Source organism: Neotamlana sedimentorum (assembly GCF_000943565.1).
Classification (GTDB): domain Bacteria; phylum Bacteroidota; class Bacteroidia; order Flavobacteriales; family Flavobacteriaceae; genus Neotamlana; species Neotamlana sedimentorum.
This window is the reverse complement of sequence record NZ_JTDW01000002.1, coordinates 59,508-84,634: the sequence shown is the minus strand read 5'-3', so window position 1 is coordinate 84,634 and position 25,127 is coordinate 59,508. Positions and strand designations below refer to the sequence as shown.

General features: G+C 33.3%; 17 protein-coding genes. 14 read left to right on the top strand and 3 right to left on the bottom strand.

From position 1 onward, the window contains the following. Nucleotides 1-100 precede the first annotated feature (100 nt). The 3 genes from nadD to PW52_RS02755 are packed head-to-tail and all read right to left on the bottom strand — an operon-like array spanning nucleotide 101 to nucleotide 2,147. The gene (nadD, locus tag PW52_RS02765; protein ID WP_044631401.1) at nucleotides 101-679 is read right to left on the bottom strand and encodes a nicotinate (nicotinamide) nucleotide adenylyltransferase; all 579 of its coding nucleotides are present in this window, start codon (nucleotides 677-679) and stop codon (nucleotides 101-103) included. A 5-nt stretch (nucleotides 680-684) separates the two neighbouring features. Then, entirely contained in the window at nucleotides 685-1,272 is a 588-nt protein-coding gene (gene gmk, locus PW52_RS02760) for a guanylate kinase (RefSeq protein WP_044631400.1), read from the bottom strand. 17 nt (nucleotides 1,273-1,289) lie between these two features. Next, the gene (locus PW52_RS02755; RefSeq protein WP_044631399.1) at nucleotides 1,290-2,147 is read right to left on the bottom strand and encodes a YicC/YloC family endoribonuclease; all 858 of its coding nucleotides are present in this window, start codon (nucleotides 2,145-2,147) and stop codon (nucleotides 1,290-1,292) included. Between the two features lie 148 nt (nucleotides 2,148-2,295). On the opposite strand from PW52_RS02755, the gene PW52_RS02750 reads away from it, so the two are divergent. From PW52_RS02750 to PW52_RS02685, 14 genes are all read left to right on the top strand, one after another. Beyond that, nucleotides 2,296-3,186, top strand: coding sequence for a BPSS1187 family protein (locus PW52_RS02750; protein WP_052823360.1), 891 nt, complete (start codon nucleotides 2,296-2,298; stop codon nucleotides 3,184-3,186). 38 nt (nucleotides 3,187-3,224) lie between these two features. Next, a complete protein-coding gene (locus PW52_RS02745) occupies nucleotides 3,225-4,667 on the top strand; it encodes a helix-turn-helix transcriptional regulator (RefSeq protein WP_044631398.1) in 1,443 nt (480 codons plus the stop codon). Nucleotides 4,668-4,954: 287 nt separating this feature from the next. After that, complete coding sequence (locus PW52_RS02740) at nucleotides 4,955-8,113, top strand: SusC/RagA family TonB-linked outer membrane protein (RefSeq protein ID WP_052823359.1); 3,159 nt, start codon at nucleotides 4,955-4,957, stop codon at nucleotides 8,111-8,113. 14 nt (nucleotides 8,114-8,127) lie between these two features. Beyond that, the gene (locus PW52_RS02735) at nucleotides 8,128-9,576 is read left to right on the top strand and encodes a SusD/RagB family nutrient-binding outer membrane lipoprotein (protein WP_044631397.1); all 1,449 of its coding nucleotides are present in this window, start codon (nucleotides 8,128-8,130) and stop codon (nucleotides 9,574-9,576) included. A gap of 75 nt (nucleotides 9,577-9,651) precedes the next feature. Further along, on the top strand, nucleotides 9,652-11,232 hold the full coding sequence (locus PW52_RS02730) for a sulfatase (RefSeq protein ID WP_052823358.1): 1,581 nt from the start codon (nucleotides 9,652-9,654) through the stop codon (nucleotides 11,230-11,232). Between the two features lie 8 nt (nucleotides 11,233-11,240). After that, on the top strand, nucleotides 11,241-12,809 hold the full coding sequence (locus PW52_RS02725; protein ID WP_052823357.1) for a sulfatase: 1,569 nt from the start codon (nucleotides 11,241-11,243) through the stop codon (nucleotides 12,807-12,809). Between the two features lie 108 nt (nucleotides 12,810-12,917). Continuing rightward, nucleotides 12,918-13,613 carry an aspartate/glutamate racemase family protein gene (locus PW52_RS02720; protein WP_044631674.1) on the top strand — a complete coding sequence of 232 codons (696 nt, stop codon included), beginning with the start codon at nucleotides 12,918-12,920 and terminating at the stop codon, nucleotides 13,611-13,613. A 206-nt stretch (nucleotides 13,614-13,819) separates the two neighbouring features. Then, nucleotides 13,820-16,336 (top strand): nitrite reductase large subunit NirB, encoded by a 2,517-nt coding sequence (gene nirB / locus PW52_RS02715; protein ID WP_044631396.1) that lies wholly within the window; start codon nucleotides 13,820-13,822, stop codon nucleotides 16,334-16,336. 30 nt (nucleotides 16,337-16,366) lie between these two features. Next, nucleotides 16,367-16,744 carry a nitrite reductase small subunit NirD gene (gene nirD, locus PW52_RS02710; RefSeq protein ID WP_044631395.1) on the top strand — a complete coding sequence of 126 codons (378 nt, stop codon included), beginning with the start codon at nucleotides 16,367-16,369 and terminating at the stop codon, nucleotides 16,742-16,744. A gap of 11 nt (nucleotides 16,745-16,755) precedes the next feature. Further along, nucleotides 16,756-17,340: a DUF4202 domain-containing protein gene (locus tag PW52_RS02705; protein WP_044631394.1), complete on the top strand. Its 585-nt coding sequence runs from the start codon at nucleotides 16,756-16,758 to the stop codon at nucleotides 17,338-17,340. 15 nt (nucleotides 17,341-17,355) lie between these two features. Then, on the top strand, nucleotides 17,356-19,209 hold the full coding sequence (locus PW52_RS02700) for a sensor histidine kinase (RefSeq protein ID WP_044631393.1): 1,854 nt from the start codon (nucleotides 17,356-17,358) through the stop codon (nucleotides 19,207-19,209). A 15-nt stretch (nucleotides 19,210-19,224) separates the two neighbouring features. Next, a complete protein-coding gene (locus PW52_RS02695) occupies nucleotides 19,225-19,902 on the top strand; it encodes a response regulator transcription factor (protein ID WP_044631392.1) in 678 nt (225 codons plus the stop codon). A 234-nt stretch (nucleotides 19,903-20,136) separates the two neighbouring features. Further along, entirely contained in the window at nucleotides 20,137-23,658 is a 3,522-nt protein-coding gene (locus tag PW52_RS02690) for a nitrate reductase (RefSeq protein ID WP_044631391.1), read from the top strand. Continuing rightward, nucleotides 23,658-25,091 (top strand): rubredoxin domain-containing protein, encoded by a 1,434-nt coding sequence (locus PW52_RS02685; protein ID WP_044631390.1) that lies wholly within the window; start codon nucleotides 23,658-23,660, stop codon nucleotides 25,089-25,091. Before PW52_RS02690 ends, PW52_RS02685 begins: the two co-directional genes overlap by 1 nt. Nucleotides 25,092-25,127: the final 36 nt, after the last annotated feature.

Here is a 25,127-nt window from a genome sequence, read left to right as displayed (position 1 = left end):
AAAGTAATACTTTATTGACAAATTTTTAGTTCAGAGAAGGTGTTTATGGTATAAAAAATACATGAGGTAATTTACAAAATTTTAAATGGCCTTGTGTTAGTTATTTATAAAAATTCATTTCATCTACGTATTGCCATACTTTAGGAGAAAGTAAGGGTTTAATATTTTTAGTTGCTTTTATTGAGTTGCGTATGTGAGTTGATGATATTTGAATTATTGGAGCATCAATAGTATGAATTTTGTTATGATTTATAAAATGGGCGGGAGTTGTTTTGTTTGAAATTCTGGGATAAACATAAATGTGATGATTTTCTAGAATAACATCATAATTTTTCCATTTGTGAAGACTCTTTAAATTATCTTCCCCCATAATTAGAGCAAACTCATAATTGGGGTGTTTTTCTTGAAGGTAAGCTAATGTGTTTACGGTGTAATTTGGTTGAGGTAAGTTAAATTCAATGTCGCTAGGTTTTAACTTATCATAATCTTCTGTAGCCAGATGAATCATTTCTAGCCGTTGGTAATTATCTAGCAAACTACTTTTCTTTTTAAATGGGTTGTGGGGTGTTACTACAAACCAAATTTGGTCTAAATCGCTGTTTTCTGCTAAGTGGTTGGCTATAATTAAATGTCCAATATGTATAGGGTTAAAAGATCCAAAATATAAACCAATTTTCATGGGTTTTATGAATTTACGAAGTTGTTAACTAGTTTTTCGGCTTCAGTTAAGGCTTTTTCTAAATTGTCGTTCACTACTATACTATCAAAAAGAGGTGCTGTTGCTAATTCTGCAGATGCTTTTGCTACACGCATATTTATTTTATCAGCACTTTCGGTTTTACGCTTTTTAAGCCTAATTTTAAGCTCATCAATACTTGGTGGTTTTACAAAAATAGCTAGAGTTTGCTCTGGAAATTTTCGTTTTATACGTAAGCCGCCAGAAACATCGATATCAAAAATAACGTTTTTCCCTTTCGCCCAAATACGTTCTACTTCGGTTTTTAAAGTGCCATAAAAATTATCGCGGTATACTTCTTCCCACTCTAAAAATTCGTCTGTTTTAATTTTATTTTTAAATTCTTTCGCAGATAAGAAGTAGTAATCGTTACCATCAACTTCGTTTCCTCGTTTTTCGCGGGATGTTGCAGATATTGAAAACTCTAAATTTAAATTTTCTTTTTTTAATAAATGCCTAACAATTGTAGTTTTGCCTGAGCCAGATGGGGCAGAAAATACTATAAGCTTGCCTTGTTTTTTAGTTTCTTTAGTCACTTAAGTATGGTGTTTTATTAAAGTACGTTTAGTAATTGTTCTTTAATTTTTTCTAGCTCGTCTTTCATTTGTACCACAAGTTGTTGCATTGGTGCATAATTGCTTTTCGAGCCAATAGTATTAATTTCTCTACCCATTTCTTGGCTTATAAACCCTAATTTTTTTCCGTTAGAGTCTTTAGAGTTAATAGATTCTATAAAATAATTAAGGTGATTTTTTAGTCGTACTTTTTCTTCGGTGATATCAAACTTTTCAATGTAATAAACGAGTTCTTGCTCGAATCTGTTTTCGTCGTATTTTTCTCTTAATTCTTCAACACCCTTTAATAAGCGTTCTCTAACACCTTCAATGCGTTCTGGATCCATTGCGGCCACTTGGGTTAGCAAGGTTTCCAGGTTTATTATGCGTTGGTTAAAATCTTGTTCTAGTACTTGGCCTTCGTTAAGCCGGTGTTTAACTAGGTCGGTTACAGCATTGTTAATTTCGGTTTGTATTGTGGCCCATTCTTCTTCATTAATTTCCTCTCTAACGGTATTTAAAGCGTCTGGGAAACGTACTGCCATTTTAAGCAATTCTACATCGTTTGCATTAACAACTTGTTTTAGCTGTTGCATGTATTGTTTAACAACGGGCGTGTTTATTTGTGTAGAGGAGTCGTCGGCGGTAGCTTCAACGTAAATCGAAAAATCTACCTTACCGCGCACTAATTTATCGGCTAATAGTTTACGAATACTCAGTTCTTTTTCTCTATAAATTGAAGGCATTCGGGCGTTTAAGTCTAAATTTTTACTATTTAAAGACTTAAGTTCTATAGTGATTTTTTTTGTTGGTAATTGTAAAACAGATTTTCCGTAACCTGTCATTGAATAAATCATAAAGCTATGTGTTAAAGGTTACAAAGGTAATTAAAACATAAATACTGTAAAGAAGATAATTTTTTGTATTAACTTTATTTAAAGTGTCTATATTATATGCATTTGTTGCTTAACTTAATAATAACTCATTATTTTAAATCTGAATGTTATGTTTATTAAATCAATACTAATTGTATTTTTAACGTTACTGTCCAATAATTTAATCGCCCAAAACCCAAATAAAAAAAATGGAGAAATTGTTTTTTTGAATGTTACTCCCTCTAAAACCGATGCTAGAATTGTAAATTCGAACACGCCGCATTTAATAATGTATAATCAAGAACAAAAGCAAGGAAAATTACTATTGTTTTTGCCAGGTACAGGCGGTATTGCTACAAAGGGACCTAAACAATTGTTTGCGGTTGCTGTTCAACAAGGGTATCATGTCATTAATTTATCGTACATAAATAGGCCTGCCGTTGCTCAAATTTGCAGAAAAGAAAATTTAAAAAACAATAGCAAATGTACCGAGGAATTTAGAACAAGAAGAATTTATGGTACAAATGAATTCGATTTTATAGATGATTCATCGTACGATGCTATTGAAAACCGATTTACTAAACTCCTTATTTATCTAGCTAAAAACGATAAAGCCACAAATTGGAGTGCGTACTTAGAAGATGGTAAGCCAAAATGGAGTGAAATAGCTGTTTCGGGTCAGTCGCAAGGCGGTGGAATGGCTGCTTTTATTGCAAAAACAAAAAAGGTAGCACGAGTAGTTGATTTTTCAGGAGGTTGGGATTATTCAGCAAAAAATAAAATTGCCGATTGGTATTTTTACGAAAGCGTAACACCGTCGCATTTATGGTATGGTACTTATCATGCTACAGAGCCAAATGCAAAAACTATTCATGAAACTTATGAGGCTTTAAATATTCCAAAAGATCATATTTATGCTTTTGATTTACCTGTTCCTGAAGGAAAAAAAGGACATTCTAATGGCGTTCGCAATATTGGGTATACACCACAATGGATTGAGCTTTTAGGTAGTGGATATTAATATTTTGTTGGCATGCTAAATTTTTCTTAAAAGAAATTATGAAATGTACGTTTCTCTCATTTTTTTACTTTTCATTTTTTTTTGTTAGTGCTCAGCGCCATGTAGAATTAAATAAATATGTTTTAAAAGAAGAGAAAGTAGCTTCTTTGATAAAGGAAGGGCTTTTTGAACAGGCTTTACTTTTAAATATAGAAATAGTTGAGGATGCTAGAAAAGAAAATAACCATAAAATTGTTATTAGCGGATATGCTCAAATAGCTAATATACTTTGCATTTTCGGCGAACACCTGGAAAGTTTGAGGTATTTAGAATTGGCTGAAAAATCTTTTGATAAAAATAATATAAACGATTTTAGGTTAAAGGTGCGAATTCTTGCCATTTATGGTAGAAATTTTGCGGCTCTTAAAATAAATAACAAATCTTTAGAGTACTATAATCACGGTGTAGAAATAGTAAAAGCTCAAAATTTAGATAGGCAAAAATTATTGTCTATGCTGTATGTAAATAAAGCAGATGTATTTTTAAATACACCATATCGGCTAGATTCTTCTTTGGTTTATTTGCATAAGGCTATTAAGTTAGATAGTACCTCTTTTAAGAATGCTGTTGTTGCAAATTACTATTTAAAACAAAATTTAAATATCGACTCTGCTAAAGTTTATTTAAGCAGAAGTAAAGCGTTGTTTTATGAAAATAAGAAGACTGTAACAGAGTATCAAAAATCAATAATTCTTCAAGCAGAGGCTAATTTTTATAAGGCTACTGGTGCGTATTCAAAAGCTATTTATTTTTATGAAAAGGCTTTAGCCATCTATACTAAAATGAATAAATATATAGAGATTAAGCTATCGTATAAACTTCTTTCTGAAACTCACGAAGAATTAAACAATGAAGAGTTAGCACACGAATATTTATTAAAATATGCGAAATTCACAGATAGTATAAACGCAAAGTATACAAAAAATGTAGATTCGGTTATTAATAACTTTTTAGAAGAACAAGAAACTAATTATAAAGCAAGCGAAAAAAAATTAAGCTTAGCGCTAATATTTGCCGTGATTATGTTTTTTGTGATTATCATTTCAATTATATATTACTTCAGGGTAAAAAAACAGCGTATTATTTTTGAAAAAGAACAAGAAATAGAGCTTAAACACATGGAAAGCGAAAAATTAAAAGAAAAATTAAATGAAGCTTTTAATGATGTCGTTCAACTTGCTAAAAATAACGATCCGGCTTTTTTAACTCGTTTTCAAGAAGTTTATCCAGAAGTTTGCGAAAAGTTATTACTGCGCAACTCTAAATTAGTAAATACAGAATTAATATTGTGTGCAATGATTTGGCTTAATTTCTCTTCAAAGGATATAGCATTGTATACAAATGTTCAGCCTAAAACAGTACAAACCAAAAAGTATAGATTAAGAAAAAAACTTAACATTCCCGAAGATGAAAACGTGTATATTTGGCTAAGAAGTATTTAAAAATTTGTAATTTTTGATACAAAAAAAGTATTTTTTTAAGAATTAAATATTAATTTTCTCACAGTATTCGTGTATTTATTGAATATATAAAATATCGATTTATTAAAATAAAGACTAAATTTTGTTATATACTTAAAAGTTTAGTTCAACACGTAAGTGTAGTACAAATGTAACCCTTGTAAACGCCCTAAAATGGGCGTTTTTTATTTGCTTTATAAGAAACTGTTAAAAATAGTTAAATACTAATGTCTTATAAATTAATAAGTATTTGTTAAAACCAATCGTGTATGAATTCAAAAATTACCAAGTTATTTATTTTATTTCTTTCCATTCAGTTTGTAGCTATCCAAAGTGCGTTTTCTCAGGAAATAACAATTTCTGGAAAAGTTATAGATGGTTCAGGAATTCCGTTTACAGGGGTTAATGTAATAGTTAAAGGTACCAATACGGGTGCTTTAACAGATTTCGATGGGAATTATTCTATTAAATCAAGTAAAGGTCAAGTTTTAGTCTTTTCATATTTAGGTATGAAAACAGAGGAAGTAGAAGTGGCTGAATCTTCAATAATAAATGTTAGTTTATATGAAGATGCTCAAGCTTTAAACGAAGTTGTTGTAACGGCAATGGGTATTGAACGTGCCGACAGAACACTAGGATACGGTGTAAGTACTGTAAAATCGGAAGATTTTGATGTGGCAGCAGAAACAGATGTTGTACAAGCCTTGCAAGGAAAAATTTCCGGAGTTAACATTACAGGACAAGGAGGAGGTATTGGCGCTTCTTCAAAAATAACTATTCGTGGTGTTACCCGAATTAGTGGTTCAAACAGCCCATTATGGGTGATAGATGGTGTTCCTATTTCAGATGCGAACGATTTTACGAGTTCAAGAACAACAGGTTCAATTGATTATGGAAACAGAGCACAAGATATAAACCCAGATGATATAGAGTCGTTAACTGTGTTAAAAGGCGCATCTGCAGCCGCACTTTATGGTTCAAGAGCATCAAATGGTGTTATAATTGTAACAACAAAAAAAGGAAAAGAAAAAGGCTCATTAACATATAGTTCTACAATACGTTTCGATAGTCCTTTAAGATTGCCAGATTTTCAAAACACATACGGTCCTGGTACGCAGGGTGTTTATAGTGAAATTGATGGAAATAATTTACAAGATGTTTCTCCTGGATGGGGACCTTTAATTTCAGAAGGAGGTAGTTATACCGATTATGCTGGTAATTTGCAAACATTCGAGTCTCACCCAGACTTGCAAAAAGATTTTTATGCACTAGGAATTACAAAAGTTAATAATTTTTCTGTTTCTGGATTATCAAATAAAGGGTCAAGCAATTACAGGTTAAGCACTTCATATTCCTCTAAAGAGGGAATTATTCCGGGTTCGGAACTAAATCGATTAAATATTGCTTTAAAGTCGGGTACAAAATTGTTCGAAAATTTAAAATCAGATTTCAGTCTTAACTATATTAATTCTAATGTCGAGGGAGCCGTTGCTCAAGGAGGTAACGACCCAAATGTGCTTATGGGAATTGTTAATCGTTTACCAAGAATTACAGATGTAAACGTATTTAAACCATGGAAAGCCGAGAGTAATGATGAGCAGTTAGCAGCCGTAGATAGTGATGGAACGAATAACCCTTATTGGATAATACATGAAAACCAAAGAACTAGCAGTACAGAACGGTTTTTTGGTAATATAAGTTTAGATTATAATCCTTTAAAAAAACTATCTCTACTAGGGCGAGTTGGGTACGATACTTATAATACAACACATTTTTCTAACAAACATAAAGGTACCATTGGTCTTCTTGATGGAAACTATACAGAAAATCATATTAGCAGAAATGAGTTAACATTAGATCTTTTGTCGACTTACGATGATACTTTTGGAGATATTGACTTTACAGCAAGAGGCGGGGTGCAATGGAATCAAAGAGTTTTTAGTTCCATAGGAAATCAAGGCGTTGGGTTAACAATTCCAGAATTATTCGATCCAGGAAATGTTGATACAAACATACCTTGGAAAAATTACTCGAAACGACGAATTTTAGGAGTGTTTGGCGATTTAACATTTACTTACAAAAAATGGTTAACATTAAATGCCACAGCGAGAAACGATTGGTCTTCAACATTACCGCAAGGAGGTAATAGTTATTTTTATCCTTCTATAGCCTTAAGTTTTGTGTTTACAGATGCTTTTAATATTGATAGCGATATTTTAAGTTATGGAAAAATTAGAGGAAACTGGGCAAATGTTGGAAGTGATACAGGAGCTTATCAATTAGACTTTTTATATTCTCCGCAATCTAGTTTTTTCGGACAATTCAATACAGGAGGAACTTTTCCTTTCGACGGTCAATTAGCGTTTTCAGGTCCAAATACATTACCTAATGTAAATTTAAGACCAGAAAACCAAGCCAATTATGAGCTGGGTGTTGAATTAGGTTTCTTTAAAAACCGATTTAATATTGATGCGACTTTTTATAAAAACGTAACTACCGATCAAATTATAGCGTTGTTGGTTCCTTCTTCAACAGGATATAGTACTTCTATGACCAATTTAGGGCAAATTTCTAACACAGGATTCGAGCTCGAAGTAAGTGCTAAAATTATTAGGTATAAAGGTTTTAGGTGGAATTTAAACTATAATTTTTCAACCAATGAAACCATAATTGATGAGTTAGGTGAAGGTATTGATAAATACACAATGGCTTCGGCATTTAATGGTCTTGTTGTTGGTGCAGAAGAAGGAGAATCTATTGGTATTTATGGAAATAGATTTGCTCGAGCAGTAGATGACAGCGGAAATACCATTGAAGATATGATATTAGTGAACGAAAGTGGAGTTAGGTATGAAGGAGATAATGAGCGTTTAGGTAATATTTTCCCAGATTTTACTATGGGGCTTACTTCGGTATTTAGTTATAAAGGTTGGAGTTTATCTACCACCTTCGATTGGAAAGAAGGCGGAGTACTTTATTCTCAAACGGTTTCATCTCTTAGAACTTCAGGATTGGCTGCAGAAACAGCTGTAGATAGAGAAACACTGTTTGTTGATAGCGAAGCATTTATGGATAATGGTGATGGTACATATTCTGAAAACACAATACCAATATCCAGTGTTCAAGAATATTGGAGTAATTATTCGGCGAGTAGAATTCATGAAAGTAACACGTTTGATGCCACGTATATTAAGTGGCGAGAGTTAGGTTTGTCTTATTCTTTTAATAAAAAACAACTAAAATCTTTGCCATTTAGTTCTTTAAGGCTAGGTGTTCAAGGTAGAAATTTAGCCATTTTTAATACGAGTATTCCTCATATAGATCCTGAAACTAATTTATTTGGTTCCGGAAGTAATGGTGGCGCCATTGAATATAATGGAGTGCCATCAACAAGAAGTGTTGGTTTCAATGTTCAAGTTAAATTTTAAAATTATTGTTAGTTATGAAAAATATATTCTCTAATATAAAATTTGAATTCTTATTTATTTTTATTCTAATATTTTCATTAACCTCTTGCGATAGTGAGTTGGTTGATATTAATGAAGATCCTTTAGCGGTAACATCTGTTCCTCCAGAACTATTGTTTCCAGAAGTATTGGTTAATTTTTCTTCGGTTAGGTCTATTGAATTTGCTGGTTTAAATATGCACGCACAACAATGGTGTGGTAGCGGGGGAACTTGGTTAAGCAGAAGTCGTTATGTTTTAGGTGTGCCTTCTGTAAATAATGGTTGGACAACATGGTATACTACCTGTTTAAAAAACTTATCTTTAGTAGAGCTTTTGGTTGAGTCTAACAATCCTGAAAATCAATATATAAAAGCGCAAGCTAAAATTTTAGAAGGGTTTATTTACTCCAATATTACTCAGGTTTGGGGCGATGTGCCATTTACCGAATCTGTAAATCCAACAGATTACCCTTACCCTAATTTTGATTCTCAAGAGGTTGTTCTTGAGGGAGTCGTGTCTTTAATGGATGAGGGTTTAGCCATCTTAGAGCAAGATATGGATTCAGATATCATAACCGATTCAGATTTGGTTTTTAAAGGAGATAGACAAGCATGGATACGTTGGGCAAATTCTATAAAATTAAAAATGCTCATGTTTATTGCTAATAAAAAACCAGAAACAGTTAGCTCTCAATTGCAAGATTTAGTCAGTGAGCCTATGATATATACCAATAGTCAAGAAGCTAAATTGTCATACACAACAGAAATAGGGAACGAAAACCCTAAATATAGGTTTATACAAAATTATTGGGGAGGAAACATTAATTTGTGGTACGCAGGAAGACCGCTAGTAAATTTAATGAACGAATTAAATGATCCACGTTTATCTACATATTTCGAGCCTAATGTAAACGGCGCATACTTAGGAAAATGGCAAGGATATACAGGGTTTGCTACAATTTCTAAAATTAATGCTAACAATATTTTACCCGATACTCCAGACAGGTATTCAACTGCATCCGAAACATATTTTTTACTTGCAGATGCAGCGGCGAATGGATATGTTTCAGGCGGTTTGTCTCAAGCAAATACATGGTTTATTCAAGGGGTTACATTGGCACTTGATTATTTTGATGGTTCTTTAGGAGAAATTTCTCAAACAGATAAAGACAATTATATTGCTAGTTTTCCTGATTTATCTACGTTAAGCACAGATGAAGCTTTAGATTATATAAATGACCAGCACTATATTTCATTATTTAACAATGGTCTTGAAGCTTGGAATCAGTGGAAGCGAACTAAAAGTGTTGAGCTAGATGTTCCAGCTAATGCAGGAGCAACAGAAGTTATTAGACGTTACACATATTCCACAAACGAAGCAGGATCAAATATTAATACCCCACAAGGATTAACCTTGTTTACTAATATGTGGTATGAAAAATAAGTAGCTAATTTTATAATATAAAATGTCTATAAAAATAAAATTGTTGACTTAAAAAGATATAGTATATCAAATTATATGAGAATTTTAATCCTAATTATTTGTTCTTTTTTTTCTATTCAATCGTGTACTAAGGTAAAAGATAAATCGAATACTAAAGAAATATTACAGGTAAAACAACCCAACATCCTTTTCTTGTCTATTGATGATTTAAGACCAGATTTAGGTGTTTATGGTAATACCGAAATTAAAACACCAAATATTGATGCTTTAGCAAAACAGTCTATGGTTATGCTAAATACGCATAGCCAGTCGGCAGTTTGTGCGCCTTCACGAGCCAGTACAATGTTAGGATATCGCCCAGATTCTACAAGAGTTTGGCATTTAGGCGATAAGTTTAGAGAAATAAACCCGAACGCTGTAACCATGCCTCAATATTTTAAAAAAGCGGGTTATTACACGGTAAATATTGGGAAAATATTTCATAATTATATGCCTGATTCTGTGTCTTGGGACGAGCCAGATTTAAAACCTTACCCATATAATACAAAGCCTTATAACAATCGAGATGCAGAAACCTATTACTACTCTCCTGAAGCTTTAGAAATTCAAAAACGCGATAGAGAAGTACTGTTAGAAAAGAGAAAAGGAAAAAAGATTTATGGTGACGGCTGGAATCGTGGACCTGCAATTGAAAGCGCCGATGCACCCGATTCATTGTATTACGATGCCATGCAAACTCAATTAGCATTACAAACTATAGATAAAATAAAGGATAAAAGCGAACCATTTTTTCTTGGCTTAGGTTATTTTAGACCGCATTTACCATTTGTTGTGCCTAAAAAGTATTGGGATTTATATCCAAAAGGCTCTGTTTCTCCAGCGGCAAATCCAAAGCTGCCGGAAAATGCACCTGTTATGGTAGCAAATTCAAATTACGAGCTGCGAGCTTATAATCATCCGCACAAAATTGGAAGACCCGAAGATGAACCTTTACCCGAAGATTATGCCGACACCCTAAAACGCGGCTATTTTGCAAGTGTAAGTTTTATTGATGCTTGCGTAGGGAGATTAATTGAAGGATTAAAAGAACGCAGACTTTACGAAAATACCATTATTGTATTATGGGGCGACCATGGTTGGAAACTAGGTGACCATAACGGATGGGGAAAAATGACTAATTTTTATATTGATACTCATGTACCTTTAATAATAAAACAAGCCCATCAAAAAGAAGGAAAACGCATTGAAGCGCTTACCGAACTTGTTGATATTTTTCCAACACTTTGCGACGTTTCAAACGTAGAAAAAGCTAATTATTTTCAAGGAACAAGTTTAACGCCTCTTTTTGAAAACCCTGAATTAGAATGGAAAGATGCCGTTTTTTCACAATTTCGAAGACGCGCCAGAGTGTCTAAAGATGGTAATGAATACATGGGGTATTCTATGCAAACTAAAACCTATCATTATATAGAATGGTATTCATGGGATAATGAAACCAAACAAAAAGTAAATTACGCTGCGACAGAACTATATAATCATGATTTAGATCCAACCGAAACGGTTAACGTAGCTAACTACCCTGAATATAAAAAAGTAGTAGAAGAATTATCTGTAAAGCGTGCTAAAGGTTGGCGTGCTGCAGTTCCTAAAATTTAAAAAAATAAATGAATTTAAAATTAATTAAATTAAGTGTTGCAGTACAATTTCTAGTAATTCTAGTTGCTTGTAATGGCGAAAAAAATGTAAAAGCAGAAGTTATTGAGGAAAATAATAAACCAAACATTCTTTTTATTCCTATAGACGATTTACGGCCAGAATTAGGTTGCTACGGGAACGATTTGGTAATTTCACCAAATATAGATAAGCTTGCAGAAAATGGTGTTGTTTTTAATAATGCGTATTGCCAGCAAGCGGTTTGTACACCTTCTAGAACCAGTTTGCTAACAGGTTTAAGACCAGATTCTACTCAAGTTTGGGATTTACGCACCCATTTTAGAAGGAATTTACCTAATGTAGTCTCTTTACCTCAGTTCTTTAAAAACAATGGTTATTATACCGTAGGATTAGGAAAAACGTTTCATAATACACTTCAAGATTCAATAGCATGGAACGAGTATTTGCATGTAGATGGATTTCCTTTTGATCCGGATGCCGTTTATGTAAATCACGATAATATTGTCGAGCAAAAAGAACTAGAATTAAAGCGTTTAAAAAGTGGTAAAGCAAAGTTCGATAAATACGGTTTTATTTATTCTAAAACACGATCTAGCGAAATGGGAATTTCAGAAGACGATGCCTATTACGATGGTGCGCAAACAACCCTAGCTATTAAAAAATTAAAGGCTTTAAAAAACAGTAAATCACCATTCTTTTTATCGGTTGGGTTTTATAAACCGCATTTACCATTTAATGCGCCAAAAAAATATTGGGATTTATATGATAGAGATAAAATTCCGTTGGCAAACAATCAATACACACCAAAAGATAGTCCAGAGTTTTCGGTTCATGGCGATACCGAATTACGTGGTTATGTTGATGCAAAAAACAATTTACCAAAACCTAATGAGACATCTTGGGATGAAGATAAACAACGCGAATTAATACATGCATATTATGCCTGCGTTAGCTACATCGATGCTCAAGTAGGCAGGTTGTTAAATGAGCTTAATCAATTAGGTTTAGCCGAAAACACAATAGTTGTACTTTGGGGCGATCATGGATGGAAATTAGGCGAACATAATGGTTGGGGTAAGCAAACCAACTACGAAATAGATACGCGAGTGCCTTTAATTATTAGCGGAAACGGTGTAAAATCAAAAGGAAAAACAAGTCATGCATTAACAGAGTTTGTAGATGTTTACCCTACGCTATGCGATATGGCAGGTTTTAACGTACCAAAACACCTTCAAGGTTTAAGTTTAAAACCTGTTTTAGAAGATTCTGAGGCTACAATAAAAGATGCTGCTTATAGTCAGTTTTTATTAGGAAGGTATGGGCCTCCAGAAGCTCGAAAGCAAGAACGAATGGGTTATACCGTTAGAACAGACAGATATAGATATGTGGAATGGTACACATGGAATAAAAATAAAAATGTACCAGAACAACTTATTGCGAGAGAGCTTTTCGATCATGAAAACGATACTCAAGAAAATTATAATATTGTAAATAACCCTGAACACGAAGTTTTAATAAAACAGCTTTCAAATAAACTAAAAGAGGGATTTACTTTTTAATACAACAAGCTTTTTATGTTTAAAAAATGTGTTTCTGTGCTTTTGTTTATAAATGTAGCGTTATTTGTAAGTTCAATACATGCTCAAAAAAATCAATATAAAAATAAAATGAAAACATTAGGTTTAATTGGTGGCACATCATGGCATTCTACAATAGAATATTACAGTGCTATTAACCAATCTGTAAACGACTATTTTGGTAATAACACCAATCCGCCTTTGCTAGTTTATACACTTAATCAAGCTGAGGTACATCGTTTTCAAATAGAAAATAAATGGGATTCTATAGCGCATATGTTAACTCAAGGCGCTAAAAGTTTACGTAAGGCTGGTGCCGAAGCTGTTATGTTTTGTGCAAATACACCGCATAAAGTATACAATCAAGTTCAGGAACAGTTAGATTTTAAAGTGATTCATATAGCTGATGTTACCGCGCATGCCATTCAAAAAAAAAGCATAAAAAAAGTATGTTTTATTGGTACTAAATATAGTATGCAAGAAACATTTATAAGCCAAAGGTTAGAGGAAAATGGTTTAGATGTTTTAGTACCAGAATCGGAAAGTGTTATTAACGAATTACACCGAATAATTATAGAAGAACTCACCTATGGTGAGATTAAAGAAGAATCTAAAGCTTATGTTATAAGCGTTCTTAACAGTTTAATCGATAAAGGAGCCGAAGGTGTAATTCTAGGATGTACAGAGTTCCCTCTAATGATTTTTAAAGACGATTTAAACGTTCCTATTTTCGATACTACAAAAATTCACGCCATGTCTGGTGTTAATTTCATTTTAAAAGGTTAATCATACTTAGTTAACTTATAATTCGTGCTGCTTTTTCATAAAATTTAAAAATTTTCTAGTAAATAATGCTAATATTTAAACATTGACAAATTTTAGAGGTTGGGTTTGTCAAATCGGTAATTCTTTATTATTACCTATAAACTTATTTTAAAAATTAAGTATAATTACGTAGTTTTTACTTATATTTGTTTTGAAAATACGTAGTTATGAAAAAAATTATTGTAGTAGGTAATGGTATGGTAGGTTACAAGTTTTGCGAAAAGTTTGTACAACAAGCTACCGATGATACTTTTAAGTTAACGGTTTTTGGTGAAGAACCTCGTCCGGCTTACGATCGTGTTCATTTAAGTGAATATTTTGAAAATCAAGATGCCAAAGCATTAGAAATGGCTCCTGCCGAATGGTATGTAGAAAACGGAATCCATTTGGTGACGAACGAGCGTGTAGTAGATATACATCGCGATTCTAAAACTATTACTACTTCAAAAGATAGAACCTTTACTTACGATTATTTAATTCTTGCTACGGGGTCTTCGCCTTTTGTTCCGCCAATTAAAGGTGTTGAGAAAAAAGGTGTGTTTGTTTACAGAACTATTGAAGATTTGGAAGGCATGCTAGCTTATGCTGCCGATTTAAAAAAGACCAAACCAAATGCTAAAGCTGCTGTTTTAGGTGGTGGTTTACTTGGTTTAGAAGCTGGTAAAGCTGTTTTAGATATGGACTTAGAACCACATATTGTAGAGTTTGCTCCTAAATTAATGCCAAGACAATTAGATTCTAGAAGTAGTAAAGTGCTTCAGTTAAAATTAGAATCTATTGGTTTAAATATTCACTTAAGCAAAGCAACTAATCAAATTTTAGGAGACGATGCTATTGTGGGAATGGAGTTTGGTGAAGATGATGTTTTAGATGTTGATATGTTAATTGTTTCCGCAGGTATTCGTCCAAGAGATGAGCTTGCTAAAACATGCGATTTAGAAGTTGGTGTTCGTGGTGGTATTGTTGTGAATAATAAAATGCAAACATCAGACGAGAATATTTATGCTATTGGTGAGGTGGCCTTGTTAAACCAAATGATTTATGGTTTAGTGGCTCCAGGGTATGATATGGCAGATATTGCTGTAAAGCAAGTTTTAGGAGATGCTACTGCTGAAATGCCAGAAGAAATAGATATGTCTACAAAACTGAAATTAATTGGTGTAGATGTAGCGAGTTTTGGAGAGCCTTTTATGCCAGCATCAAAAGGGCATTCTATTATTTATGAAGATAAAACGAAGTTTTTATATAAACGTATTAATGTAAGTTTAGATAGAAAAACACTTCTTGGTGGAATTTTAGTTGGTGATGCTGCCGATTATAATATGTTACACCAAATGTATATGAATAGTATGGCTATTCCAGAAGAGCCAGCACAATTAATTTTACCAACTAGCGATGGGGCTGCGGCCTTTGGCGATGTTATGGATTTACCAGAGGATGCTCAAGTATGTTCATGCGAAAGTGTAACTAAAGGGCAAATTTGTGGCGCTATTGAAAGTGGTGAAGCTAAAGATTTAGCCGATGTTGTGTCGTGTACAAAAGCAGGAACTGGTTGTGGCGGTTGTAAGCCAATGGTAAAAGATATTACTGAAGCCACTTTAAAATCTTTGGGTATTGAGGTTAAAGATACTATTTGCGAGCATTTCGATTATAACCGTCAAGATTTATATAAAATTATTCAAGTTAAAGGTTATCAAACCTTTAATGAAGTTTTAGATAATCACGGAAACGGTGGTCATGGTTGTGAGCTGTGTAAGCCTGTAGTAGCATCTTTAATGGCGAGTATTCATGCCGATACTGCGAATAAGGAATATGCTATTCAAGATTCAAATGATAGATTTTTAGCGAATATTCAACGAAACGGAACGTATTCTGTGGTGCCTAGAGTTCCTGGTGGAGAAATTACACCAGATAAGTTAATCGCACTTGGCGAAATAGCTAAAAAATACGATTTATATACAAAAGTAACTGGTGGTGTTCGAATTGATTTATTTGGTGCAACCTTAAATCAATTACCATTAATTTGGAAAGATTTAATAGCGCATGGTTTCGAGAGTGGTCATGCTTACGGTAAATCACTACGTACTGTAAAAACCTGTGTAGGATCTACTTGGTGTCGTTACGGTATGGACGAAAGTGTGAGTTTTGGTATAGAGCTGGAAAACCGCTATCGTGGTATTCGTGCACCGCATAAAATTAAAGGTGGTGTTTCTGGTTGTATTCGTGAGTGTGCCGAAGCTCGCGGAAAAGATTTTGGTTTAATTGCTGTTGAAGGTGGTTGGAATCTTTACGTTGGTGGTAACGGTGGTGCAACACCAAGACATGCCGAGTTATTTGCAGAGCAAATTGATAACGAAACCGTAATTAAATACTTAGATCGTTACTTAATGTTATACATGCGTACAGCAAAACCGTTACAACGTACTGCTGCATGGCAAGAACGACTAGAAGGTGGTTTAGAATATTTAAAAGAAGTTATTATAGAAGATAAATTAGGTATTGCAAAAGATTTAGAAGAAGAAATGCAAACTTTAGTTAATAAGTTTGAATGCGAATGGACACAAGCTGTTAACGATCCAGAAATGATGAAACGTTTTAATCATTTTGTAAATAGCAAAGAAGAAGACGATAACATCGTTTTTGTGCCAATGAGAGATCAAAAAATGCCAGAACCTTGGAAATAATAATTACAGCTAAAAACACAAAACATAAAAATGATTACAGTTGCTAAAAAATATAAAAGTGTAAAGCCAGACGAGGTAAAAGTTTGGTTTAAAGCAGCATCGGTTAACGATTTTCCTAAAGATGGTGGTGCTTGCGTAAAGTATAAAGATTTGCAAATAGCCGTTTTTAACTTTGCTAGATTAAATACTTGGTATGCCACGCAAAACTTATCGCCAGAAAAAGAAGAAATGGTGTTAAGTCGTGGCATGATTGGCGATCATAAAGGAGTGCCCATAGTAGCTTGTCCTTTGCATAAAAAATTATTTTCTTTAGTAGATGGCACTAACTTGAATGGAGATTTAGATCCTATTGCAACATATCCTGTAAAAATTGAACAAGAAATTGTGTATATTGGCTTTGCAGACTAATATAAACATATATGAAGCCTACAAGATTTGAAACCGCAATAGCATTAATAGATAAAAAAAACGCAGAAGACACAAATGTATATACGACCAATGGATTAAATTTTCCAAAGGAATTATTGTATTCGCAACGTATGTCGCAAAAATTATTACAATTTAAACCTAATGCTTCAAGAGCATTGCAAATAGCAGCTCGAGCACAACACATTTGTCGTTGGAAAATAGATAGGAAAGAATATCCAATGGATCGTGTTGGGTATTTAAAATGGCGTGAGGCTTTAAAAAAAATGCATGCCGATTTAACAGAGGGTATTTTAAAAGAAGTAGGATATAACATTGAGTTTATTAAACGAGTAACCGACCTAATTAAAAAGAAACTTATAAAGAAAAACGAAGAAACTCAAATACTAGAAGATGTTATTTGTTTGGTGTTTTTAGATTATTATTTTGAAGAATTTGCAGAAAAGCATTCCGATGAAAAAATAATTGATATTCTTCAAAAAACATGGGTTAAAATGTCTGATGAAGGCCACGAAGAAGCCTTAAAAATTAAATATTCAGAAAAAAGTTTGGCGCTTATAAAACAGGCTCTAGCATAAATTTAAATTATAAATATGAGTAACAACGGCAACACATTGGACCAACGTACCTTTGGTAAACTAAGCCGGTTGTACATTATTGCATTAACAGTAATTGCGCTATCTATTATAGTAAGTCAGTATTTAGTTAGGCGACATCTTAATACTCAAGAAAGCGATTCAACAATTATTAACGTTGCAGGAAGGCAACGTATGCTTAGCCAAAAGCTTACAAAAGATATTTTAAAACTTAATTCAGCTAAAGATTTAGATGTTCAGCTTCAGCTAAAAAATCAAATAAAACAAACTTTAAGAGTCTGGGAAACCTCCCACTATGCTTTACAAAAAGGTAATGATAGTATGGGGTTACCAGGAGATAATAGTAAAGCTGTTCAGCAAAAATTTGAGAAATTAAATCCGGTTTTCTTAAGTATAAGTAACGCTTCCAAGGGGATAATCTCAAAAATTGAAAATACACCGCCTTTACCATTAGTTCATTACGAACCAGAAATTGCGACAGTTACCAGCGCCGAAGGTGATTTTTTATTTTTAATGGATGATATCGTTAACCAGTACGATCTAGAGGCTAGTAAAAAGGTAAATTGGTTGCGCCAGTTAGAGTCGCTTATTACCATTTTTACACTATCGGTTTTATTATTGGAATTCTTGTTTATTTTTTGGCCAACCGCAAAAAATATTAGAGCAACTTTAGCCGATTTGCTTCGAGCAGAAAGTAAGGCAAAACAAATGGCAATTGAAGCGGATGAACTTAGTATAGCAAAAGAAAAATCTATTAGAGAGTTGCGAGCCCTAAATTATGCTATGGATGAAACTTTACTATTTGCTAGAATTACCCCTAGCGGCTCTTTGGTGCATATGGGAAAAAAATTCTCTAGACTTTTTAAGGTGTCTAGGTTTAGTACGTCTGCATCTTTTGCAGAGGTGTTATCGGTTAATGAAAACGAACAGGTTTTAATTGAAAATATTGTATCTAAGCATAAAAAAATTGGTTGGCAAGGAGAGGTAAAAGCAACCACCAAAGACGAAAAGGATGTATGGTTAGAAATGGCTTTTATTCCGTTTAATCCATCAGAAGATAAATCGGAATTGTTAATTATTGCGTCAGATATTACTTCAAGGAAAGAAGCGCAACTTGAAATTGAACGCCTTACTAAAAAAGGTTTTGATGAGAAAATGAATCATCAAAAAATAATTTCAAGTCAAATTATAGAAAATCAAGAAAAAGAACAAAGCCGAATAGCCAAAGATGTTCATGATGGTATTGGACAAATGTTAACGGGTTTAAAATATAACCTCGAGAGTATTAATTTAAATGATACAGAAAAGGCAGAGCAAAAAATTGAATATTTAAAAGAGTTGGCTTTAAATATTATAAAAGGTGTAAGGACGGCAACGTTTAACTTAACGCCTCCAGAATTGTCCGATCATGGTGTTGTTCCTGCTATAACAAAGTTAACACAGGAACTAAGTAAGCTTACGGGTAAAAACATTCAACTTTTTAATAAAAGTAATTTTAACCAACGTTTGGATTCTTTAGTTGAAATTAATATTTATCGTATTGTTCAAGAGGCTATAAATAATGCAATTAAGTATGCTAATTCTTCATATATAATAGTCTCTTTATCGCACAGTGAAAATTTACTTAGTATTGTAATTGATGATAATGGAAAGGGCTTCGATCCTAATAAAGTTAAGAAAGTAAAAAATGCAGATGGTGGTATGGGGATGACTTTTATGAAAGAGCGCATTAAATTTATTGATGGTCGCTTGTTTTTATATTCAGAGAAAGATAAGGGTACACGAGTAACTTTAAACATTCCATTGCCAAAGCAGGTAAGCAACGAAAAATTAGTAAATTTACCAACCTAAAAAACTAAACGAATTATGGATGATGTAATAAATGTGGTATTAGCCGATGATCATGTGTTAGTGCGCGATGGTATAAAGGCTTTACTGGAAGATCAAGAGGGTATAAATGTAGTTAATGAAGCATCCGATGGTGTTGAAGCTATTGATATAATTAATAATGAACAGCCTCATGTTTTAATCGTAGATATTCGTATGCCAAATAAAAATGGTATTGAGGTGGTTGGAGAGCTTAAACAAACACATCCAGGTGTAAAAGCACTAGTATTATCTATGCATGATTCCGAAGAATATGTAGTAAAATCTATTCAGGCAGGTGCCGATGGTTATATGCTTAAAGGAGCAAGTAAAGATGAATTTTTAAAAGCATTAAACACTGTGGCTTCTGGAGGAAAGTATTTTACAGGCGAAGTATCTGCAATTTTACTTAATAATTTTGTAAGCGGAAATATAGCGATGGAAACAACTAAAGCCCCTAAAGCCCAAATTACAAAACAAGATCCTTTTAAGTTAACTAAGCGTGAAAAGCAAATTTTAGAACTTGTTTTACAGCTAAAAAACAACAAAGATATTGCTAAAGAATTAGAAATAAGTAAACGAACTGCGGAGGTACATCGGTTTAATCTTATGAAAAAACTTGAGGTTAAAAATTTAATGGAACTAACTAATAAGGCTAAAAAATATCAGCTTATTTAAGTCGATATAAGCTTAATATTAAGCGATTTATATTTTTTAGGGTATAAATCGCTTTCTTTTTGTCATATTCTTAAAAAGTAAAATTTCTTATTATTAAAATCGTATAAATTTTAAAATACGTATAAAATACTTAGAAAATTAAGTATTTATACGTATTTTTGATTTATGCTATATTTTGGTTTGTAAAACAAATTCACATCAAAATTTACCTTAATTTAGAAGAAAACCTTTGATATGTTAAAAAAAGAAGTAAAAACAACATGTTCATATTGTGGTGTAGGCTGCGGAATTGTTATTAAAAAAGATAATAACGATAAGGTTTTTGTAGAAGGAGATAAAGATCATCCGGTAAATAAAGGTATGCTATGCAGTAAAGGTATGAATCTGCATTACGTAGCTAACGATACTTCCGATAGAATTTTGTATCCAGAAATGCGCTGGAGCCGTTCACATCCAAGAGAGCGTGTAAGTTGGGATGATGCTCTAGATAGAGCGGCGAGTGTTTTTAAAACAATGATAAAAAAATATGGTCCAGATAGTGTGGCGTTTTACGTGTCTGGTCAAAGTTTAACCGAAGAATATTATATAGCAAACAAATTAACTAAAGGCTTTTTAGGAACTAATAACATTGATACTAATTCGAGATTATGCATGAGTTCTGCCGTTGTTGGTTATAAAAAAGTATTTGGTGAAGATAGTGTGCCTATTTCTTATGAGGATATTGAGTTGGCAGATTGTTTTTTAATTACTGGTGCAAACCCAGCTTGGTGTCATCCTATTTTATTTAGAAGAATAGAAAAACGTAAAGAAGAAAACCCGAACGTTAAAATTATTGTTGTCGATCCGCGAAAAACCGATTCGGCAAATTTTGCAGATATTCATTTACAACTCATTCCAGGAACCGATATTATTCTTTACAATGCTATTGCACGTTGTATATACGAACGCGGTTTAATAGATGAGAATTTTATAAACAATTACACCGATGGTTTTACAGCTTATAAAGAACTCATTTTTAAAACTTCGGTTAAACAAGCTTCTAAACTTTGTGGTGTTCCCGAAAAAAGCATTCGTAAGGTTGCCGATGTAATAGGGCTTTCGAAAGGTTTTATTAGCATGTGGGCAATGGGGCTTAACCAAAGCGTTGTAGGAACCGATAAAAATGTATCACTCTTAAATCTTTCGTTAATTACAGGAAATGTTGGTAAGCCAGGAGCAGGTCCATTTTCATTAACGGGTCAGCCTAACGCCATGGGCGGGCGAGAAGTTGGTGGAATGGCAAATTTGTTAGCTGTTCATAAAGACTTGGCTAATGCAGAACATCGTCGAGAAGTCGCTCAGTTTTGGGGTGTAGAAGAAATTTCACCTAACCCCGGATTAACGGCAACCCAAATGTTTGATGCTTTAGAGTCTGGTAAATTAAAAGCCATCTGGATTGCATGTACAAACCCTTCGGTTAGTTTACCTAATTCGCATAAAATAGAAAAAGCTATGGCAAGCGCTAAGTTTGTTGTGGTACAAGATATATCTCATAAATCAGATACTACAGAATATGCCGATTTACTTCTTCCAGCTGCTGGTTGGTTGGAAAAAGAAGGGACAATGACGAATTCCGAACGCCGAATTTCATACTTACCAAAAGAAATTCAAGCACCCGGTGAGGCCAGACCAGATGTTGAAATTTTCTGCGATTTTGCACAACGTATGGGGTTCAGAGGTTTTAATTATAACAGTACGGAAGAAATTTACGATGAGTATTGTAGTATGACAAAAGGCACAAATATAGATGTGTCTTTTCTTAATTACGATCGTTTAAAAACTGAAGGTACTTTTCAATGGCCAGTTCCAGAATATAGACATCCAGGAACACCACGTTTGTTTGAAGATAAGGTGTTTTATACACCATCAAAAAAGGCAATTTTTAATGTGCCTTCATCAATAGAAAATACGGCAGTAAAGCCAAACGATAATTTTCCTTTAGTACTTACTACTGGTCGTGTGCGCGACCAATGGCATACCATGACTAAAACCGGTAAGGTAGCACGATTAAAAACACATTACCCAAAACCAGTTTTGGAAATTAACCCTGTCGATGCATATTTAAATAATATAAAAGACGGTGATATTACTCAAATAACCAGCGAAAATGGAGAGGTTCGTGTAAGAGCAAAGGTTACTAAAAATATAGCAAAAGGTGTGGTTTTTCTGCCTATGCATTGGGGTAAACAATTGCAAAACACTTTAAATCGAGCTAATAATTTAACGCATACGGTTATAGATCCAGTTTCAAAAGAACCTGATTTTAAGTACACTCGTGTTAAAGTTGTAAAATATAAAAAGCCAAAAGATAAAATTATAATTGTTGGAGCTGGAGCTGCTGCATTTAGGTTTGTGCAAAATTATCGTGAATTAAATGAAGTAGACGATATTCATGTGTTTTCAAAAGAGCCTAATTTATTTTACAATCGTGTGTTGCTTCCAGAATATGTAACCGATGAATTAAGTTGGGAACAATTGCTTAAAATCAAGAAATTAGAACTTTCTAAATTAGATATTAACGTGCATCCTGAAACGTTTATAATCGAAATAAACCAGAAAGAAAAATACGTAATAGATAGTAATAAAGAGAAGCATAATTTTGATAAACTTATTTTAGCAACAGGTAGTCGTGCCTTTGTGCCTCGCGATGTTCAAATAGATTTGCCAGGGCGATTTACTATGCGTAATAAAAAAGATGCAGATGATTTTAAAGCTTATTTAGAGGCTACAGGCTTACCGCCAGAAGAGCAACATGTGGTAATTGTTGGCGGAGGTTTACTTGGTTTAGAGCTTGCAGCAGCAATGAAACATAAAAACGCTAAAATCACTATTATTCAACGCGCCTCAAGATTAATGGAGCGCCAGTTAGATAGTATTTCAAGCAAATTATTGTCATTAGATGTGCAGGAACGTGGCATACAGGTTTATTTTGATAATGAGGTAAGTACGGTTTTTGATGATGAGGATACGGGTGAATTAAATATTACCTTAAAAAGTGGTAAATTTTTAACAGCAAATGCTATTGTTTATGCTATTGGTACCATTCCAAATGTTGAAATTGCTAGAGAAAATGGTATTTTATGCGGAAGAGGTGTTAAAGTAAATCAGCATTTACAATCGTCTAATCCAGATATTTTTGCAATTGGTGAAATTGCAGAATATAACAATCAGCTTTTCGGGATAACTTCGGCTGCAGAAGAGCAAGCTAATATTTTAGCCAATTTTATTGCAGGAGATTTAGGGTCGTCTTACAATGGATCGGTACTTATGAATATTTTAAAATTTAACGATTTAAATCTTTGTAGTATAGGAGAAATTAAAGTGCCAGAAAATGATGAAAGCTATGAGGAAATAATTTTTACCGATATAAAAAAGCGTTACTATAAAAAATGTATAGTTAAAAACGATTTATTAATTGGAGCAGTTTTAATGGGAGATAAAAATGAGTTTGCCGAATTTAAATCGATGATTGAAAGTAAGATTGAAATGGCCGAAAAACGAGACACTTTGCTTCGTGGCGCATCTAATACAGAGCCTGTTAAAGGTGAATTGGTGTGTTCTTGTAGTCAAGTAGGTGTGGGTAACATTCAAGAAGCTATTCGTGGTGGGTGTGCCGATTTTACCGCACTATGCAATTCTACAGGAGCTGGCTTAGGTTGTGGTAGTTGCAAAACCGAAGTAAGAGAAATTCTTAATAATTCTAAAGTATTAGCATAATGATAGAGCCATACAGATTACGAATTAACGGTGGTGTATTGTCACCAGGAGAATTAAAATATATTTGTGAAGCTGCAGAGTATCTTGGGTTGGATGCTATTTCGTTTGGCTCGAGACAAGATATTATTTTCCCAGAAGAAATAGATGAAAGTAAATTTAATAAATTTGATAAAATTACCTTTGTTAAACCAAAGCGAGATAGTGTAGAAAATTTATCGTCGTCTTATGTTTCTGCTGATATTTTGCCAAGTACTTCATGGCTTACAAGTGATAGGTATTTGTACATCATAGAGCAGTTTAAACACAATTTAAAATTACGCGTAAATGTTGCTGACCCTAAACAGCGTTTGGTGCCGTTGTTTACAGGTAATATAAATTTTGTAGCATCACATCATCAAGATTATTGGTATTTATATGTGCGCTTACCTGGTTGGAAAAAAACACAAATGTACCCTGCCTTAATATATAGTTGGGATATGGATAAAATAGAATTGGCTATTGAGCAAGTACTGCAAGAGGAACCGGAAAATGTGGAAACCATTTTTCAGCTCGTTAGTGATGCTGTTGATACAAATAATAGAACTGTTGATAAGCCACTTGAAGTGCCATTTTACCCTTTTCCTTATTATGAAGGCATGAACCGAATTGGTGATAAATATTGGTTGGGTTTGTATTGGCGTAACAACCGCTACGATATTAAATTTTTAAAGTCACTTTGTGAAATTTGTGCAGAAAATAAAATTGGAAAAATATCTATTACCCCATGGAAAAGTTTTATTGTAAAGGGTATTCCTGCAGAATCTAAATTACAATGGGAAAAGTTTTTAGGGAAGTTTGGTATAAATGTACGCCACTCTATGTTAGAAATGAATTGGCATATTCCGGTAAACGATAAAGATGCTTTAAACTTAAAAAAATACTTAGTAACTAATTTCGATCAAAATGATATTAGTACTTATGGTTTAACTTTTGGTATAACCAATTTTGATAGTACAACCTATAATTTCACGTCTATAGTTATAGAAAAAAATAAAGCGCCAGAAACAGTTGAGGATTTTATAATTCGAGATACTTATAATTTGCTTTACGCTAAAAATTTCGACCCTAATACAAGAGAATATATAGTACATGTTCAAGATGTAGATATGGTTGAGCTTCCTGGGTTATTAATGGAATTAAGTAAGCTGTATTTTGAAAATTTAGGAAATGAAAGCACCGATACGAAAACCAAATTAGTAGTTTCTGAAACTTTAGAGGAAGAAGTTTATCAATGTACCGAATGTTTAACAGTTTACAATAAAGTATATGGCGATATTACACAAAATATTGCACCAAATACTAGTTTCGAGGTCTTGCCAGAAACTTATCATTGTTCGTTATGCGAGGCGTCAAAATCTAGTTTCGAGAAAAAAGTGTTAATAAATAAAGTTTAATTTTTGGTTGAAGAAAGGATTGCAATTTGTCGGTTT

Excerpts from the sequence above, each read along its gene's own strand:
- PW52_RS02750 (WP_052823360.1), top strand. The coding sequence starts at position 2,296 with ATGTTTATTAAATCAATACTAATTGTATTTTTAACGTTACTGTCCAAT.
- nirD (WP_044631395.1), top strand. The coding sequence starts at position 16,367 with ATGATTACAGTTGCTAAAAAATATAAAAGTGTAAAGCCAGACGAGGTA.
- PW52_RS02725 (WP_052823357.1), top strand. The coding sequence starts at position 11,241 with ATGAATTTAAAATTAATTAAATTAAGTGTTGCAGTACAATTTCTAGTA.
- PW52_RS02730 (WP_052823358.1), top strand. The coding sequence starts at position 9,652 with ATGAGAATTTTAATCCTAATTATTTGTTCTTTTTTTTCTATTCAATCG.
- PW52_RS02705 (WP_044631394.1), top strand. The coding sequence starts at position 16,756 with ATGAAGCCTACAAGATTTGAAACCGCAATAGCATTAATAGATAAAAAA.
- nirB (WP_044631396.1), top strand. The coding sequence starts at position 13,820 with ATGAAAAAAATTATTGTAGTAGGTAATGGTATGGTAGGTTACAAGTTT.
- PW52_RS02735 (WP_044631397.1), top strand. The coding sequence starts at position 8,128 with ATGAAAAATATATTCTCTAATATAAAATTTGAATTCTTATTTATTTTT.
- PW52_RS02690 (WP_044631391.1), top strand. The coding sequence starts at position 20,137 with ATGTTAAAAAAAGAAGTAAAAACAACATGTTCATATTGTGGTGTAGGC.
- PW52_RS02685 (WP_044631390.1), top strand. The coding sequence starts at position 23,658 with ATGATAGAGCCATACAGATTACGAATTAACGGTGGTGTATTGTCACCA.
- PW52_RS02745 (WP_044631398.1), top strand. The coding sequence starts at position 3,225 with ATGAAATGTACGTTTCTCTCATTTTTTTACTTTTCATTTTTTTTTGTT.
- PW52_RS02755 (WP_044631399.1), bottom strand. The coding sequence starts at position 2,147 with ATGATTTATTCAATGACAGGTTACGGAAAATCTGTTTTACAATTACCA.
- nadD (WP_044631401.1), bottom strand. The coding sequence starts at position 679 with ATGAAAATTGGTTTATATTTTGGATCTTTTAACCCTATACATATTGGA.
- PW52_RS02700 (WP_044631393.1), top strand. The coding sequence starts at position 17,356 with ATGAGTAACAACGGCAACACATTGGACCAACGTACCTTTGGTAAACTA.
- PW52_RS02720 (WP_044631674.1), top strand. The coding sequence starts at position 12,918 with ATGAAAACATTAGGTTTAATTGGTGGCACATCATGGCATTCTACAATA.
- PW52_RS02740 (WP_052823359.1), top strand. The coding sequence starts at position 4,955 with ATGAATTCAAAAATTACCAAGTTATTTATTTTATTTCTTTCCATTCAG.
- PW52_RS02695 (WP_044631392.1), top strand. The coding sequence starts at position 19,225 with ATGGATGATGTAATAAATGTGGTATTAGCCGATGATCATGTGTTAGTG.